Annotated in this window: 17 protein-coding genes; 5 read left to right on the forward strand and 12 right to left on the reverse strand. The window is 68.7% G+C overall.

The window, feature by feature from the left end; genetic code table 11:
• Nucleotides 1-132 precede the first annotated feature (132 nt).
• Nucleotides 133-705, forward strand: a complete 573-nt coding sequence (locus EBO15_RS11695; protein WP_122194366.1) for a suppressor of fused domain protein — start codon at nucleotides 133-135, stop codon at nucleotides 703-705.
• Between the two features lie 441 nt (nucleotides 706-1146).
• On the opposite strand, the gene EBO15_RS11705 is transcribed toward EBO15_RS11695, so the two are convergent.
• The 3 genes from EBO15_RS11705 to EBO15_RS11715 form a co-directional block, all read right to left on the reverse strand.
• Nucleotides 1147-2517: a Fic family protein gene (locus tag EBO15_RS11705; protein WP_122194367.1), complete on the reverse strand. Its 1371-nt coding sequence runs from the start codon at nucleotides 2515-2517 to the stop codon at nucleotides 1147-1149.
• A 79-nt stretch (nucleotides 2518-2596) separates the two neighbouring features.
• On the reverse strand, nucleotides 2597-3481 hold the full coding sequence (locus EBO15_RS11710) for a GNAT family N-acetyltransferase (RefSeq protein WP_233616121.1): 885 nt from the start codon (nucleotides 3479-3481) through the stop codon (nucleotides 2597-2599).
• A 132-nt stretch (nucleotides 3482-3613) separates the two neighbouring features.
• Nucleotides 3614-4879 (reverse strand): MFS transporter, encoded by a 1266-nt coding sequence (locus tag EBO15_RS11715; RefSeq protein WP_122194368.1) that lies wholly within the window; start codon nucleotides 4877-4879, stop codon nucleotides 3614-3616.
• 71 nt (nucleotides 4880-4950) lie between these two features.
• On the opposite strand from EBO15_RS11715, the gene EBO15_RS11720 reads away from it, so the two are divergent.
• On the forward strand, nucleotides 4951-5562 hold the full coding sequence (locus EBO15_RS11720; RefSeq protein WP_122194369.1) for a CGNR zinc finger domain-containing protein: 612 nt from the start codon (nucleotides 4951-4953) through the stop codon (nucleotides 5560-5562).
• 200 nt (nucleotides 5563-5762) lie between these two features.
• On the opposite strand, the gene EBO15_RS11725 is transcribed toward EBO15_RS11720, so the two are convergent.
• The 5 genes from EBO15_RS11725 to EBO15_RS11745 all read right to left on the reverse strand — a co-directional run bounded on the left by EBO15_RS11725 (nucleotide 5763) and on the right by EBO15_RS11745 (nucleotide 8954).
• Nucleotides 5763-6167 carry an SgcJ/EcaC family oxidoreductase gene (locus EBO15_RS11725; protein WP_122194370.1) on the reverse strand — a complete coding sequence of 135 codons (405 nt, stop codon included), beginning with the start codon at nucleotides 6165-6167 and terminating at the stop codon, nucleotides 5763-5765.
• Nucleotides 6168-6278: 111 nt separating this feature from the next.
• Entirely contained in the window at nucleotides 6279-7523 is a 1245-nt protein-coding gene (locus EBO15_RS11730; protein WP_122194371.1) for an RNA polymerase sigma factor, read from the reverse strand.
• Nucleotides 7510-7860, reverse strand: a complete 351-nt coding sequence (locus EBO15_RS11735; RefSeq protein WP_122194372.1) for a YciI family protein — start codon at nucleotides 7858-7860, stop codon at nucleotides 7510-7512. The genes EBO15_RS11730 and EBO15_RS11735 overlap by 14 nt, the downstream gene beginning before the upstream one ends.
• Before the next feature lie 129 nt (nucleotides 7861-7989).
• Nucleotides 7990-8286, reverse strand: coding sequence for an AzlD domain-containing protein (locus EBO15_RS11740; RefSeq protein WP_122194373.1), 297 nt, complete (start codon nucleotides 8284-8286; stop codon nucleotides 7990-7992).
• Nucleotides 8283-8954, reverse strand: a complete 672-nt coding sequence (locus EBO15_RS11745; RefSeq protein WP_158628192.1) for an AzlC family ABC transporter permease — start codon at nucleotides 8952-8954, stop codon at nucleotides 8283-8285. The genes EBO15_RS11740 and EBO15_RS11745 overlap by 4 nt, the downstream gene beginning before the upstream one ends.
• Before the next feature lie 67 nt (nucleotides 8955-9021).
• On the opposite strand from EBO15_RS11745, the gene EBO15_RS11750 reads away from it, so the two are divergent.
• Both EBO15_RS11750 and EBO15_RS45930 read left to right on the forward strand, forming a co-directional pair.
• A complete protein-coding gene (locus tag EBO15_RS11750; RefSeq protein WP_122194375.1) occupies nucleotides 9022-9900 on the forward strand; it encodes a LysR family transcriptional regulator in 879 nt (292 codons plus the stop codon).
• Between the two features lie 378 nt (nucleotides 9901-10278).
• Nucleotides 10279-10506: an HflX-like GTP-binding protein gene (locus EBO15_RS45930; protein ID WP_233616127.1), complete on the forward strand. Its 228-nt coding sequence runs from the start codon at nucleotides 10279-10281 to the stop codon at nucleotides 10504-10506.
• Nucleotides 10507-10770: 264 nt separating this feature from the next.
• On the opposite strand, the gene EBO15_RS11760 is transcribed toward EBO15_RS45930, so the two are convergent.
• From EBO15_RS11760 to EBO15_RS11775, 4 genes are all read right to left on the reverse strand, one after another.
• Nucleotides 10771-11646 (reverse strand): YwqG family protein, encoded by an 876-nt coding sequence (locus EBO15_RS11760; RefSeq protein ID WP_147481459.1) that lies wholly within the window; start codon nucleotides 11644-11646, stop codon nucleotides 10771-10773.
• Between the two features lie 594 nt (nucleotides 11647-12240).
• Nucleotides 12241-12546: a hypothetical protein gene (locus tag EBO15_RS11765; RefSeq protein WP_147481460.1), complete on the reverse strand. Its 306-nt coding sequence runs from the start codon at nucleotides 12544-12546 to the stop codon at nucleotides 12241-12243.
• 349 nt (nucleotides 12547-12895) lie between these two features.
• Nucleotides 12896-13312, reverse strand: a complete 417-nt coding sequence (locus EBO15_RS11770; RefSeq protein WP_122194379.1) for a hypothetical protein — start codon at nucleotides 13310-13312, stop codon at nucleotides 12896-12898.
• Nucleotides 13313-13387: 75 nt separating this feature from the next.
• Nucleotides 13388-14077 carry a barstar family protein gene (locus tag EBO15_RS11775; protein WP_122194380.1) on the reverse strand — a complete coding sequence of 230 codons (690 nt, stop codon included), beginning with the start codon at nucleotides 14075-14077 and terminating at the stop codon, nucleotides 13388-13390.
• Nucleotides 14078-14310: 233 nt separating this feature from the next.
• On the opposite strand from EBO15_RS11775, the gene EBO15_RS11780 reads away from it, so the two are divergent.
• Nucleotides 14311-15480: an acyltransferase family protein gene (locus tag EBO15_RS11780; RefSeq protein WP_122194381.1), complete on the forward strand. Its 1170-nt coding sequence runs from the start codon at nucleotides 14311-14313 to the stop codon at nucleotides 15478-15480.
• Nucleotides 15481-15526: the final 46 nt, after the last annotated feature.

Consider the following 15526-nt stretch of genomic DNA (forward strand, 5'->3'; position numbering starts at 1 on the left):
CGGCAGGAAGCCCGACCACCCGAGCCGGGCTTCCTGCCGACACAAACCCGGAATGGGCGCGCGACCCCGCGGCAGGGGGCGGGCCCACTGCTCGTTCACAGCATTAGGCCAGGCTCTGGGAGCATCGAGCCCGTGCACACCGAGGCGAACATCCAGGCCGTGGAAGCCCATGTCTGCGGCTTCTTCACCGGACACCTCGCCGAGTCGGTCAGCCGTCCCCCGCGAGCAGGACGCCCCCAGGCGCCGCCCGACCTCCGGCTGCTCACCATCGCCCCCGGCCCGCGGATCGACAGCTGGACCTACATCACCGCAGGCTGCTGGAACGCGGCCCCCAATGACCACGGGCATGGTGTGGAATTCGTGCTGTCAGCGCCCGTGTGCGACGAGAGCTTCGCCGAACTGCTCACCATGGTCGCCTCCTACCACCTGGCCCACAGGCTGGACCTTCACCACGCCCTGCCCATCGGACGGCCCTGGGTTCCCGGTTCAGCCTGCGATCACCTGCTCATCTCCCTGCCCTACCTCCACGGACCCGACCTCGAGCACTGCCCCCTGCCCGGCGGCCACGCCCGCCTGCTCTGGACGCTGCCCGTCACCGCCGCCGAGGTGACCTTCCGCCGCGAGCACGGCCACGAAGCCCTCGAACAACGCTTTGACCAGGCAGCCATCATCCCCACCGACCCAGCCCGCCCCTCCGTGGCCTGACGGCTCGACAGGCCGAGACGGCGATTCGGATCGATCTCGACGCCGCTGGCGCGGCTCACAGCGGACTGGTTCGTCTGGATGCTGCGCGGTTGTTGCTGGTCAGGCCTCCGTCGACACCACAGCGGTGACCGCGCTGGCCGCCGTCCGGCACTCGGGCGCTGCCAGCCAGGTGATGCGAGGACGATGGCGGCGATGACGGCGGCCGGGGTGAGCCAGAGGGCCCCTGTGGTCGAGAGCACCACGCCGCCAAGGACTGCTCCGACGGCCGTACCCACGTAGTTCATCGATCCGTTCAAGCTGAGCGCCATGACGACATGGAGGCGCGCTTCCCCGGCCTGCTGCAGGCAGTGCTCGGGAATCAGTGACGCGTCGGCGTCAACCGCCACGCACCTCGCACCTGCGCGTCATACATGCCTCGACGCTCAGTTTTCGGGAGACCCTCTATTCTCTGCAGGCCTGCGAGAGATGGAGGTTGACGTAGCGGGTGAGGATCAGCGGGTCTTGGGGATCGTCGGCGTGGAAGCTTACGCGTCGAAGCAGGCTGACGTCGGCGAGCGTGACACCCTCACGTGCAAGAACGAAGACGAGGGCGAGAAACGCGGCGCGGGCGTTGCCGTCGTCGAAGGGATGAAAGAAGCAGACGTCGAGATAGGCCCGTGCCGCGCGGGTGGCCAAGGAGAACGGACGCTCACTGTCGTATGCGCTCTCCGCCAGGCAGGTATCGAGGCGGGTACATGTGTCGGGACCGATGCCGTAGCGTTCGCGACCCCCTTTGGCGAAAGCGGGCGCCTCGCGAAACGGGGGTGGCTGAGGTGTGCCGAGGACGTGCTGCTGCCAGTTCTGGAGCCGCTCGAAGGTGAGGGAGACGCCGTGTGTCGCGTCCGTCCTGACCAGCTCGAGGGCGGCGAGCAGGCCTTCGGCGCGCGAGGGAGCTATGGCGCCGTCGAAGGCGCGGATGTCCTCTACCGCACCATCGCGCGACGGGATCACCGGGGCGCCCATATCGCCGTCCGAGGCGTCCTGCCACGGTACGGAAGCTCGTGCTGCGAGCCAGCGCTCCAGATGGTCCGGGGCAGGTCCGCAGGAGCCGGGCTCGGTTGAACGCACAGCGTCGAACAGCGGTAGGGACAGAGCGAGCCGCTCGGCGACGTCGTCGACCAGGACCGTTTCTGGGCTGGTCCAGCTGTGGAATCGCCCACCGATCGCTTCGGCGACCAGGGCCTGTGCGACGTCTGCTGCCACGTGCCAGCGTTGCAGAAACCAGGTGAGTACCTGCTCGCAGTGCCCGTACCAACCGCTTCCGCGGCCTGTGCGGTCGACGACCTGGAGGATGAGGTTCCGCGCGGCCCGCTCCCACAGGATTCGCTGGTCGGCGACGGCGGCCGGATCCAGCGGATAGGCATCGAACCAGTCGGCAAGACTCTCCAGCCACTCGCGCCACTCGCACAGCGCTGCGACGACTCGGGCGAGTGTCTCCCCCGGTGTGGTGACCGAGTGCTGCGAACAGCACCAACTGCCGACGGGGCCACCGCCGAAGTCCCCTTCGTCGTGGGCCCAGCGCCAGCCCACGGCCCAACGACCGAATCGCTCAGCGAGGGCGTGCGACATGGCGTCCGCCCAGAGTTTGCTCGCGCCGTCGTCCCCGACCCTCACCGCCAGTTCGGTGCGGGAACCCTCGGGACGGCAGCGAGGCACACACCGAGCCGGTCCGAGCGAGTTCACCACTCGTACCACCGACGAGCGGTCGAACGGATGACGAGAAGGGTCCACCTCGTCCCAGCTCAGAAAGCGAGGCGCCAGATCAGCGATCACCCCGCGAGCCTGTCACGGCCGCCCGGCACCTGGCCGAGCGGAACGGCGCGAAGCGGGCAGTTGATCGGAGAGTCACGGTCTAGCGGTCCCGGCATAGGTCCCGGATCTCGGGGAGTCGCTGGAAGCCGGCCGACCTGTAGGTGGCGACGGCGCCGACATTGGAGCTCGGGGTGTAGACGAGCGCGCTCGACGAGCCCAGCTCCTGGAGCGCGGCCGCTGCGGCAAGGGTGATCGCCTTGCCGTAGCCGTGACCGCGATGTTCTCGATGCACGCCCATCGGCTCCAGCAGACCGGGCTGCCCCGGCCCGGCCGACCACACCGTCACCGCCGCCACCGCGTTGTCCTGGTCGTCGTAGGCGACCAGACACCGGGCGGTGGCGAACGGCAACCCGGCCGCCATCGCGTGCCAGCGCTCGTCGGTGAACGTCGACCTGTCGAACGATGCCCGTAGCACGGCGGCGAACACGTGCGCGTGCTCCGGCCCGATGTCCGCGATCCGCATGCCGGGATCCTTCACCGGTTCTGTGAGGTCGAGGCGCAGTGGCGTCCACGGCTCATCAGGCTTCCAGCCGTCCGCGAGCAGCAGATCTTGGACCAGTGCGTCTCGCGGCGCCTCGACGCACACCCTCCCCGCGATCAGCACGCCGCGCTCGGGCTCGGTCATGTCCTGAACCAGCTGCTGAGCCAGTTCCTCGTCCCGCTGAGCGGCTGGCGCGATCGCCAGCCGCAACAGGTTCCCCTCGGGATCGTCCAGCAGCCCGACGGCGAGAATCCGCCCGTCCCGGCTCCAGGTCCGGACCGCCGCGGCCGTCGCCCCTGCACCGAACCGCCAGAACCAGCCCAGATCCCCCGGATGCAGTTGCCACGGTGCTCCATCGTGCTGCCACTCCCGCAGCACGTCCACGGCCTTGCTCAGCCCATCGACTCCCGGCTTACCCAGCACGATTGCCATGCCCAAGATCACACACCACCGCGCCGACCGTCCGCACCCGGATTTCCGCCCCGCGCCAGACCCTGGACGGTCCGGAGGCGAACCCGTCCACGCACAGCAACAGAGCCCTCGACCATTACACGGACGCCTTCACCAGCGGTGGTACTACCGCGTTCCTTCTCGGAGCGGCTTGTCCTCGGAGGACCGCCGGGCCTGATCGGTGGGCGCGGGCTTCTGGGCTTGGCCTCGCATGAAGAATCCCGCGTTGAAGGCCAGCGCCACCAGCGCCAGGACCTCGAACCCGGCTGATGCGAGCGGAAGCCCGCCGAGCAGTCCGGCGCTGGCGAAGAGTCCGCCGACGATGGCGGCCACGGTCTGCCCCACGTAGACGGCGCTGTTGTTGAGCGCCAGCAGCATGTCCCCGTTCTTGCCGCCGATCGTGAGCAGCCGGTGCTGGATCAGCGGGAAGCTCAGCCAGTGCACCAGCCCCCACAACAGCAGGCCGATGGCGGCGCCGACCAGCGAGTGAAGCGCCAGCGTGAGCATCGCCAGGACCAGGACGAGCAGGCCGACCGTGACGGCCAGGCCGCGGCGGACGTCCAGCCGGTCGGCGAGCCGGCCGCCGATCATCACCCCGGCGAAGCTTCCGGCGCCGAACAGCAGGAGCAGCCAGGTGCGGCTGGACGCGCCCGTGTGCGTGACGTTCACGAGAACGGTGCCGAGGTAGGTGTAGAGCGAGAACGTCCCGACGATCCACAGCACGGTGGTGAGCATCGCGGTGGGCGCCCGGCGGATCCTGATCGCGGCGAGTCGCTGCCCCACGGTCAGTCCGGCCATCCCGGGGACGGACGGGAGGCGTCCCGCAAGTCCCGCGATGGTGATCAGGGCGAGCAGGGTGACGAAGCCGAAGGCCCAGCGCCACGAGGCGAGCGCGCCGATCTCGTTGCCGATCGGGACGCCCAGTGCGATCGCGCTGGTCATCCCCGCGTACACGATCGCCAGCGCCCGTCCACGCCGTTCCACAGGAGTGATCTTCGCCGCCACCGCCGAGGCGGTCGCGGCGTAGAGGGCCGCCCCGGCGCCCGTTATCACTCGGCTGACGAGCAGGACGGCAAAGGTGGGGGCGAGCCCGGACAGAGCGTTGCCCACCGCGAAGACCAAGAGCACGGCCAGGAGCAGCACCCGCCGATCCACCTTCGAAGTGAGGCTGGCCAGGATCGGGGCGGCCACGGCATAGGTGATGGCGAAGACCGTCGACGTCTGACCGGCCTCGGCCGTGGAGAGGCTCAGGTCGTGGCCGACGGCGGGCAGCAGCCCGGAGACGATGAACAGGTCCGTGCCGATCGCGAACATGCCCAGGGCGAGCAGCCATACCCGGCCGCTGACCCGTGTGGCCGCTCCGGATTCCGCTTCATGTGACGGCTGAGCCATCAGGCGATCCCTCCCAGACCAGCGACTAACCGGTTATATGGTTACCAGGCCGCGTAACCTATCATGTGGTTATGTCGAACCAGCAGAGCGGCCGCGACTGGGTCTGGTACGGCGGAAGGCCCAGCGTCGACTTCGTGAACACCCTCCGCGACCGCTTCAGCGGCGGCCGCGAGCTGCTCCAGGAGCCCGGCGACCTCACCGCCTGGCTCACCACGGCCGAACGCCGGGGCCCTGCGGACGCCGGTGATCCGAGTGTTCACTTCGCCGTCGACGCCGCCCTGCTGACCCAAGCCCTCGAACTGCGCGAGGCCATCGACGCAGGACTGCGCGCCGTGGTCGACCACCAGCCGTTCCCGCCGGAGGCGGCGGACGTGATCAACGGCTGGCTGGCACGGGCGGCCGGCCAACCCCCGGTGCTCGACGTGCGCGAAGGCGGCCCGTCCCTTCGGCACGGCTCCCGCCTCGCAGGCGCCGACGGCGCCCTGAGCCGTATCGCCTTGGACGCGGCGGAGATCCTGGGCGGCGAGACCCGCCGCCGTCTCAAGATCTGCGGCGGCGTCCGCTGCAGCGCCCGCTTCTACGACAAGTCCCCGGCCTGCCGCCGCCGCTGGTGCTCCATGGCAGGCTGCGGAAACCGAGCCAAGGCCGCCCAACACCGCCAACGCTCCGACGCACCGAACTGACCCGCGTCCGTCGGAACCCGCCCAGCCAACAAACCACCGCACGCCCCACCCGGACGCCACTGAGCCGAGCTCGTTCCGATGCCGAGGTCCAACACGTGTCGCTCATCCGGCTGCCGATCGACGCGGGCATGTCCAGCCGGGTGGTCGGCGTAGGGCCGGGCCACCGGGGGCGTTGTTCCTGGTGGCCCGGCCTCGAGGGGCTAGCTCGCTGCGGCGGGGCTGTTGTGGTAGGCGGCGACAAGCCACTTGTCGTCGCGCTTGTGGAGGACCCAGGTCGCATTGACGAAGCGGTCGGCGGGCACTTCGGATTCGCCGGCGAACAGGATGCCTGCCCGGCTGATGGCAATGGCGTTGTCCGCCCCGAGGAACCGGATGTCCTGGACTTCGTCGGTCACGGCGGAGTCCTTGAGGTAACCGGCGAATCCTGCGGCCATGTTCTCGCGGATCTCCGCCCTGTTCTTCCGGTAGACACCGGGCATGACCACGGTGGCGTCCTCGGCGTAGTCGGCGACGAAGGCGTCCGCGTCACCTGCCGCCCACGCCTTGTACTGGTCGGCCAGGATCTGCTTGATAAGCGCCGAGTCGACTGTTCGGGTCGTGTTCATGAGGTTCCTTCTTCTGTCGGCGCGGCCCACCGTTTGGACCATCTGCCTATCCGACGCGGGACCGCCCCTCGAATCGACAGCCCGACAGGAATCCGTCCCTGAGGTCGAGGATCATCCGAGGGCGTCGCGCTTGGCGACCAGGAAGGCGCGTTCGACGTCGTTGCCGGTGAGAAGGATCGCCTCGTCGTAGGCGGCGCGGGCATCGCCGGTGCGGCCCAGCTCGGCCAAGAAGTGGGCTCGGGCGGCCGGGAGGTACTCATAGCCAGCCAGTTGCGGTAGCGCGATGAGCTGATCCAGCGCGGCCAAAGCGGATTCCGGGCCCTCGGCGTAGCCGAGCGCGACGCCGCGATTGAGCGACACCACCGGGGACGGCCAGAGCCGCGCGAGTTCGTCGTAGAGCCCGACGATCTGGCGCCAGTCGGTGGTGGCGTAGTCGGGTGCCTCGGCGTGCAGCGCCGCGATGGCCGCCTGCAGTGCATACTTTCCCGGCCTGCGCATCGCATCGCGCACCAGGGCCAGACCTTCGTCGATGAGCTCACGATCCCATCGCGTCCGGTCCTGGTGTTCCAAGGGCACCATGGTGCCGTTCTCGTCCTGCCGAGCCATCCGGCGGGATTCGGTGAGCAGCATCAGCGCCAGCAGGCCGGACACCTCGGCGTGCTCAGGTACGAGGACGCGCAGCATCCGCACCAGGTCGACGGCCCGTTCGGTGAGTTCGCCGCGCACCAGTTCACCGCCGTACGGCGCACTGTGCCCGGTGGTGTACAGCAGATGCACGACCGCCAGCACCGCGCCGATACGCTCCGCCAGATCTGCCGGAGCAGGCACCCGGAAGGGGATGCGGGCGGCGGCGATCTTCTTCTTGGCCCTGGTGATCCGCGCCGCCATGGTCGACTCCGACACCAGGAACGCCTGGGCGACCTCGGACGTGGACAGTCCGCACACCAGCCTCAGCGTCAGCGCGACCTGCGCCTCGATCGCCAAGGCCGGGTGACAGCAGGTGCAGATCAGTCGCAGCCGGTCGTCGGGGATGTGGGGATCGGCCGCCGCGACGGCCTGCTCGGCGATGTCGTCGGCATGGTCGTCGGAGACCAGCAGCGGCAGGTATCGGCGCACGGTTGCGGCACGCCGCGAGGCATCCAGCGCACGGTTGCGGGCGGCGGTGACGAGCCAGCCGCCAGGCCGTGCAGGCACCCCCTGCTGCGTCCACGCGGTCAACGCCGCGGCGTAGGCGTCCTGCACGCACTCCTCGGCCAGATCGAGATCGCGGGTGACACGCACCGTCGCGGCGAGCACGAACGCCCACTCGCGCCGGTGCGCGTCCGCCACCGCGGCGACGACGTCAGCCGACGGCACCGGGCACCACGCGGATCGGGCGCACCTCGACGCAGCCGTCGCCCATCGGCACCTGCTTGGCCAGGGCGATCGCCGCGTCCAGGTCGGCGGCCTCGACCAGATAGTAGCCGACGATCTGCTCCTTGGTCTCGGCGAACGGCCCGTCGGTGATCATGAAGTCGGCCGGGCCGCCGGCGCGGACGGTGGTCGCGGTGGCGGCGGACTCCAGTCCGTTCCCGCCGCGCAGCGCCGGGCCGTTGGCCGCGATGAAGGCCATGTGCTCCATGCCGACCTCGGGCGACGGCGGGTCGCCGACCAGACTCTCGTCCTGGTAGATCAGCATCAGATACTGCGTCATGCTCGTCCATCCTTCGGATCAGCGGGGCCGTCCACCAGCCCCCCGACTCCTCGACGTGTGGGGCGGGGCCGAATCGACATCCTTCCCTACCCGTCGCCGATCGCCTCGGCGAGCCGGGCGTCGATCTGGTCAGACGAGACTGACAAGTGCCCCCGCCACTCCTCCGATCAGCACCGCTGGCAGGAAACTCAGCCGGGTGCTGGCCAGGCCCGCGGCGACCGCCGCTGCCAGCAGGTGGGGCTCGAGGTGCCCTTTGGGGACCACCTGCGTCGCCGCGACGGCCGCCAGCAGCGCCACCGGGAGCAACGCCACCATGCCGGTGTCGGAGTCGCCCGTTCCGCCGCCGCGCGCGGCCAGCACGACCCCACCGAGCCGGATCAGGAAGGTCGTCGCCGCCAGACCACCGATGAACAGCCACACGGTCATCGCGCCACGCCCCCCTTCCGAATCAGCGCGGCGGGCACCACCATCAACGCACTCAGCAGTACCGGAACGCCGGGAGGCACATGGGCCACCGCTCCCAGGGCCACGACGAACGCCACCAGCGCCAACGCCAGCTCACGGCGGCCGTGGATCAGAGGGATCACCAGGGCCGCGAAGACCGCTGCCGCGGCCGAGTCGAGAACGCCGCGCACCTGGTCGGGAAGCGTCGCCCCGAAGACGGCGCCGATCAGGGTCCCGGTCGTCCAGCCGGTGAACAGGATCAGGCCGACGACCATGAAGGTCCGCCGTCGTTCCGCAGGTGTCGCGCGGGTCAGCGCGGTCCCGGCGGACTCGTCGGAGACCAGGTGGGCGGCACCGAACCGTCCTCGCCACGAGGCGAACACGTCACCCAACGCGAATCCGAACACTCCCAGCCGCATGTTCACCAGGGTTCCGGCGGCGACCGCGGTCAGCGGCGCGGCACCCGCGCCGAGCGCCGCCAGCCCGACGAGCTGGGCACCTCCGGCATGGATGACGACGCTGGCCGCCACCGCCTGCGCCACCGACCAGCCGTCCTGGACGGCGAGCGCCCCGAACACCGCCGAGTACACGGCGGCACCGACACTGGCCCCTATGGCCAAGCGCAGGTCAGAACCATCAAGTTTGATCACTGCGCCAGTCTCGGCACACCCTCGCGGACAGTCGAATAGTCCGCCCACATACCTATAGCCTCACGTTATGGGCGACTCCACACGCGTCACCGCCTCGGCTCTGCGGGCGTTCGCGGCGGTCGCGCGGACGGGATCGTTCACCGGCGCCGCCAACACGCTGGGAGTCAGCCAGCCCAGCGTCAGCACCGCCGTCGCCCGCCTGGAAGCCCGCGGAGGCCGACCCCTGCTACGCCGAGAGCAGGGGGGCGTCACCTTGACCCCACATGGTCGCCGCGTCCTGGAAAGGGCATTGCCGGCGTTGGCCGCGCTGGACGAGGTGGAGGCCGCGCTTTCCATGGCCGACCCGTCGGATCTGACTCTGGGGTTCATGGGCGAGGCCGCCGGGACACGCACCAGCACGGTGATCAACGTGGTGCGTGAACAGCCCGGCATCCGTCTGGCGCTTCGCAGATTCGACTTCGACGACCCGACCTGCGGCCTGCTCACCGGGGACACCGACCTGGCCGTCATCTGGCCACCGGTCTCCACCGACGCGCTGGAGACCCTCCCGCTGGCCACCGACCGCCGCGCCATCGCGCTGCCGGTGGCCCACCCCTTGGCCGCGCGGCACGACCTGCACCCCGACGACCTGCACGGACTGGCCTGGGTCACGCCGAGATCACCCGATCCCGAGTGGGCCCGCTTCCGCGCCCCGTCCGCGATCGGTGCCACCGGCGGCCACGTGGCGGCCGAGTCCAACGCCCTGGAGGAGACCCTGGAGTCGGTCGCCGCCGGGGTCGGAATCGCGCTGGTGTCGATGAGCACCGACCAGCACTACGCGCGGTCCGGCGTGGTCATCGTCCCCCTGCGCGGCAACCACCACTGCACGACGGTCCTGGCCTGGCGCCGCCAGGACACCAGACCCCCGATCACCGCAACGGTCGAACACCTGCGCGCCTCACTCTGACCACCCTTCGCCCGAAGCCGACCACAGCCCCTGGGGGTGCAGGTCGGCGCGAAGTCGTTCGACTCCCGCCGAGCCCGTATTTAGGCTGCTGAGATGCATCGTGAGCGCGATCAGAAGCGCCGGAGGGCTCGACGGCCATCTTCTGTTCGTGCCTGCAAGGAGGTCGTCGACGGTGGCGATGTCCTCGTTGCGGGCCTGTTCTCCGCCAAACAGAAGGATCACCTTGCGGGCATGGACGCCCTGACAAGCGAGGTAGCTGCGCTGGGAGGCCGAGTCGTCGGGCGCTTCGTTCAGCGACGCGGGATCTCGGGTGGGAAGAAGGGACGGGCCCCCGGCGGGAAAAGCAACATGGGCCGGCCGTACTCCTCCCGGACGCTCATGAGCACGGGGAAGGTCAGCGAGATCGCTGAGGAGCGCGCGGCGGTCGATGCCGTGGCGGTGGTGTTCTTCAATCCTTTGACCGGCAGGCAGCGCAAGGTTCTCACTGAACTCCTCGCATGCCCGGTGTTCAGCCGCGCAGATCTCCAACCGCCAGGAGCATCGGCTCCCGCACCCGCCGAGCGCCAAAGCAGGCTATTGGAGCCCGGCCGGAGCCAAGTAACGTGACCCGACGTGCCGACAACCTTGGCTAAGGACCCATGGCCTGACGTCACACAGACGTCCCCTTCTGCAGGTCGCAGCCGACCCGCGCGGCCACTGCCGGGCCTACTCGCTGGACCTGGCGGCGGGCAACACCTTGGGGGCCGCGCCGCGCTACCACGCATGCTCGCGAAGGCCGCGAACGAGCGAGTTCGAGGAGCGGGCCACGGACGGCTTCACTACCGGACGCGGCGAAGGATGCCGTCCAATGAGGCAGTCGCGGCCCGGTGGTCACTGACTGTGGAATGCCACCGGATGTCGGTGATCGGCGGAGCAGCCGAAAAAGCCGCCATGGCTGTAGCGGCCGATCTGCAGGCCGGTCGGCTCCCGGGCGGCCCAGTAGGCGTCAGTGTCGAGGTCGGCGTCCTCCACCGGCCGCCAGCGGGGCGGGCCGCCCTCATGATCGGACTCGCCGCCCCACTCGGAGCTGTCCAGTTGCAGGATCAGGTGAGCGGGAGCGCCGCACTGCGCGCATTCCGGGGGCTCCCCCATGTCGGTGACGTTGAAGGCCATACCGCCGCCCAGCTTGCAGCCGGACGCGATCGACAGTCCGTACTGGTAGGCGGGATACCCGGCATCCCAGTCGTCGATAGCGACCGCGATCTCCTGAGGGAGCTCCTCCGCATACGGGTACTCGGTGACCGGCTCGGGGTCGAGCACGCAGGGGACCGGCATCAGCAGCTCTTCGACCATGTGCGGCGTCGGCTGATCGGTGACGACCGCAGTGACATCAGCCGCGCGCCGCCACCGCACAATGATCGTCTCGTCGGGCCAGTCGCCGTCGTGGTTAGGGCACCAGAGGATCTGCAGTAGGTCAGTGCCCTGCGGGAAGGGGTAGGCAGGGACGTCGGACGCGTAGATCTGCGCGATCGCCGCCATCGCGACCGGCGTTCCGGCGGACCGCGCGGGGCCGTGCGGCTGATCGCACAATGGCCAGGGCTCATCGGCGGGCCACCACAACGGCCCGCCGATACTGCTGTCGCCCGGCTGCGGATTTCCCCGGCGCGGATGCAGCCGGACGGCGGTGCGGGCGTACGCGGCCAGCGCGGGAATGTCCTCGGTGACGTCCACGATCGGTGGACGCGTCGTATGCGGCATACCGGTCATCCTCCTTCCCACCACCGACAAGACGGCCTCAGGATTTCGGCCCCGGTAGGCGGTCACTCGGACGCGACGAGTCGGACGGCCCCGCTGGTGTTGCCGCTGAATGCGAAGGACACGTGGCACGTGCCCTTCACCGACGTTGAAACCCGGCACGGGTTGTCGACACATGTCGCCCGGGGTCATGCGGTCGCCCGCCAAGGGTCGGCAGACAACCGTTTGTCGACACCCGGCCTGGCCCTCGGCGCGCCCCGAAGAGCACTGCCGGGGCCGCCCCGGGCAGCTCGGGCTGATCCCGACCTCCAGGATCTGCTCCTGGAGGTCGGGCCGTTGCCGGGGCCGACCCGCCGACCCTGCGTGGTCGGTGCCCGCGTGCAGTCGGCCATCACCGCTTCCACGTTCGCCTCGTCGTGATCGAGGGCGGCGGCGACGGAGAACGGGACGCCCTCCTGGCCGTTCTCGACCACGAACCCACTGGCCCTCCTCGATACGGCCTGTGGCCCCCGCCCCAGTCAAGTCGGGGGCCACAGGCACCCATGGGCTCATCGCACGTTCCCGAGAGCCGAGCCTGGATCAGGCTGCCGAGTGGTCCCCAGTCCCTCAGTAGTAGATGTAGAGATGCCACTTCCACTTGTGGTCGGTACCGGTCGCATATCCGCACAAGTACCCGCGGTAGCGGGAACTCGAGTTCAGGACCTTCTTGCCAGCAGCCTTGCACTCGCCTTTCGTCCAGTAGCTCTTCCAGAAGTGCCAGGTTCCGGCCGTCTGCTGAGTGACGCTGCCGGTCGTCGCGGCGGCCGTGCTGTTGGTGGCGGCCTGCGCCGGCGCGATCATGACGCCCAGTGTGAAGGCGAGGCTGGCCCCAAGAACGGCGGCCTTCCTCATGATCGGTGACTTCGAGTGCATCTCATCCCCCATCCACTCGATCCGGGTCCCCTGACCCGGCAGATGGGGAGAGCGTGGACGACTGCCGACACGACCGAAAGACTCTTTCGGCACGGTGAAAACACTTGACACCAAACGGCGTCGGCCGAGCGCTCGGCGAGCGCCGATCGTCCCTGGCCTGGTGGTCGTCCATGCTCCGGTTGTCGGCAAGCCAGTGTTGGTGCTGCCGGGTGTGGGCTACGTGGCCTCCTGCGCGGCGTCGATGTCGTCCTCGGCGGGATCGGTGTCGAAGGTATTGGGGTGCAGTTTCGGTATGTCGGTGGCGTGCGTGCTGAATCGGGTGATGTGCCCCTGGGCCGGTTTTTTTTGGTCAGGTGAGGAGGTCGGTGGCCTGGGTGATCTGTTCGCGGGGGAGGTGGATGGAGGCGTAGCCGCAGAGGCGCCCGCCCTGGATGGGGACCTGGGCGAGCCATTCGCCGCGGCGCTGCCGGGCCAGTGGTTCCCAGGTCGTCATGAGGCGGGGCCCCTGGTCGGCGGGGACTTTGAGCCAGGCCATGCCCAGGTAGTAGGCGCCGTTGCGTTCCCATAGGTGTTCGGGGATGACGGTGCCGCCGGTGAGGATGGACTCTCCGATGTCCTGGCAGCTCATGATCGTGGTGTGGCCTGCGGCCCAGACGGCCTCGATGAGCGGGACCATCTCCACGTCGACCTCGATCGGTCCGTCGTCGGGGTCGGTGAGGGTCTTGGTGGGGTGCTGCTGGGACCAGCCGACGTCTCTGAGGCTCACCGTTCACACGGTAGCCACCGCGATGCGCTACATCCGACCCGGCGCAATCACTGAACAGCAGAGATCCACTCGCATTTAGCGGAGGTCGACAGTGATCCCAGCATCGGTGAGGTCGGCGAGAATGTCCTCCAAGGTGACGCGGGGGCCCCAGCCGCGGATGTCGTAAGACGGGCGGTCGTAGCCCGGGATCAGGTGGTGGCGTGCCACGTTGGAGTGGTGCCAGCGCCGCCGGAACGGAGGGGCGGCGCCCCACTCGCCGCGCAGGCACTCGAGGAGGGCTTGGTGATGCCAGCCGAAGTAGCCGCCGGGTTCGTTGATGGCCTCGCCGAGGGCGCAGTAGAAGCCTTCGACGTCGGTGATGTGGCAGCCGTCGAGCTCGTAGGTGCGTCCGGGAGGACGTTCCGGCTGGGCGTAGGGATGGTAGATCACGGCAGCCCGGCACCATTCATCGCGCATGGCTCGGGCGTAGCCGGACCACAGATTCGGACTGGTGGGACGGCCGACATGCCACAGGTTCCAGATCTCCCGGGCCCCCTCGGGCAGGGGTTCATGGATACCGTGATCGAGGTCGATGTCGACCAGTCCGGAACCCAGCCGGCTGGGGCGCGTCACGGTCCCGGTTGCCGACACGATGAAGCTGGTAGGTACCGCGCTCCCGCTGCGGTCGACGGCATGGACCATCGCCTTGAGGTAGCGGCGCCCGGCCGACTTCCGCTCCAGCAGGTCCTGCAGCGCAGCTGTAGGACGGCGGCCGACGAGCGTCATCGGCCGGTCAGGCGGGCGGGGCCGCTCCCGGAAAACCCCGGTGGTGCTGCGGCAACGGCCCAACGCCCCTCCGTCGACGCCGGACAGCAGGAACGCCTGCGCGGCTTTGATGGTGAGCGGCCGGTCGAATCGCCACAGGCGGCGGCGTTCGAAACCGAGCGCTCACCTGCCCGGCCTCGAGTCGGCCGTCCTATCTACCCTGAGGAACTGTTCGCTTTCCACGACGGCACACCATGACCGAGTCGGCCACCCAATCCACGCGGCGCCTCCACTCCCTGACCGGCCTGCGTGCGGTCGCAGCGGGCTTCGTACTCTTCGCCCACGCTTTCTTCATCCCCCTCCATTATACAAATGGCGCCGCCCAAAAAGCCGCCGGCGCACTTCTTCCTCTAGCCACTGCAGCCGTCAGTCTCTTCTTCATACTCTCCGGAACCGTTCTCACCTGGTCGTCCCGCGAGTCGGATACCAGAGCCCAGTTCTGGCGGCGCCGGATGGTCCGGATATACTCGAACCACTCCATGGCGTGGATACTGGCCGTGTTCCTCATCGCCACTTGTGGGAGCCACGCAACTTTCATCGTCGCCGACCATGCAAGCTTTGACATCACCAGCAAAGTGGCAGATCTCCTCTTGCTGCAGTCCTGGATCCCAGTGCGCGACCACGTCCCGTTCGTCGCCAACCCACCCACATGGTCCCTGGCATGCGAAGTATTCTTCTATGCTCTCTTTCCGTTCCTTCTCCCGGGCATCCGCAGAATCCCGTCTCGCTATCTCGCGCCTGCCAGCGCATTTGCCGTGGCAATCTGCCTATCAGTTCCATGCGTGGCTCTCATGATCGACGGTCCCGGTAGCACGCCCGACGCTCCTCTTCCCCTCGGCCAAATCTGGTTCGCATACACACTGCCTCTCGCGAGGCTTCCAGAGTTCATTCTCGGCACGCTGGGCGCACGCATGCTCCAGGAGGGCATCTGGCCACAAGTACCCCTGCGATACGGCATCGGCCTCCTCCTGGCCGCGATGGCGATGCTCGCATTCCTTCCTCCCATTTTCGCATTCGGACCCTACTTTGCGCTTCCGATGTTGCTGATCGTGGCGGGGACCGCAAGCCGCGAACTCCATGGAGCCCCTTCCTTCCTGCATCATCCCGTTATGCGCTACCTGGGCGACCGCTCTTATGCGCTGTACATCATCCACTATGTTGTGATTATGTATCTGTTCCGGTTCGTATTCGGATGGGACGCAGCGTTCAACATCCTGGGTGCGACCGCGTGCTCGCTATTCCTCATCATCCCCTCCTCCCTTGCAGCGGCCTGGCTGCTGCACAGATACGTCGAGAGGCTGGCCATGGCCCGCCTATCGGGCCGTCCAACGGCCACGAGTTCGGCAGAGACCACGTCACAGTGACCAGCTTCTCCGGGGCGCTCCAGACGGTACTCAGAACACCTGAGTC

Origin of the sequence: Actinomadura harenae (genome assembly GCF_003696215.1) — a bacterium.
Taxonomy (GTDB): Bacteria; Actinomycetota; Actinomycetes; order Streptosporangiales; family Streptosporangiaceae; genus Spirillospora; species Spirillospora harenae.

Bases quoted from the DNA above. Each gene is read 5' to 3' on its own strand.
- EBO15_RS11775 (WP_122194380.1), bottom strand. From the start codon at position 14,077: ATGACGCTCGTCGGCCGCCGTCCTACAGCTGCGCTGCAGGACCTGCTG.
- EBO15_RS11760 (WP_147481459.1), bottom strand. From the start codon at position 11,646: ATGACCGGTATGCCGCATACGACGCGTCCACCGATCGTGGACGTCACC.
- EBO15_RS11715 (WP_122194368.1), bottom strand. From the start codon at position 4,879: ATGGCTCAGCCGTCACATGAAGCGGAATCCGGAGCGGCCACACGGGTC.
- EBO15_RS11735 (WP_122194372.1), bottom strand. From the start codon at position 7,860: ATGACGCAGTATCTGATGCTGATCTACCAGGACGAGAGTCTGGTCGGC.
- EBO15_RS11720 (WP_122194369.1), top strand. From the start codon at position 4,951: ATGTCGAACCAGCAGAGCGGCCGCGACTGGGTCTGGTACGGCGGAAGG.
- EBO15_RS11765 (WP_147481460.1), bottom strand. From the start codon at position 12,546: ATGCACTCGAAGTCACCGATCATGAGGAAGGCCGCCGTTCTTGGGGCC.
- EBO15_RS11740 (WP_122194373.1), bottom strand. From the start codon at position 8,286: ATGACCGTGTGGCTGTTCATCGGTGGTCTGGCGGCGACGACCTTCCTG.
- EBO15_RS45930 (WP_233616127.1), top strand. From the start codon at position 10,279: ATGAGCACGGGGAAGGTCAGCGAGATCGCTGAGGAGCGCGCGGCGGTC.
- EBO15_RS11780 (WP_122194381.1), top strand. From the start codon at position 14,311: ATGACCGAGTCGGCCACCCAATCCACGCGGCGCCTCCACTCCCTGACC.
- EBO15_RS11725 (WP_122194370.1), bottom strand. From the start codon at position 6,167: ATGAACACGACCCGAACAGTCGACTCGGCGCTTATCAAGCAGATCCTG.
- EBO15_RS11750 (WP_122194375.1), top strand. From the start codon at position 9,022: ATGGGCGACTCCACACGCGTCACCGCCTCGGCTCTGCGGGCGTTCGCG.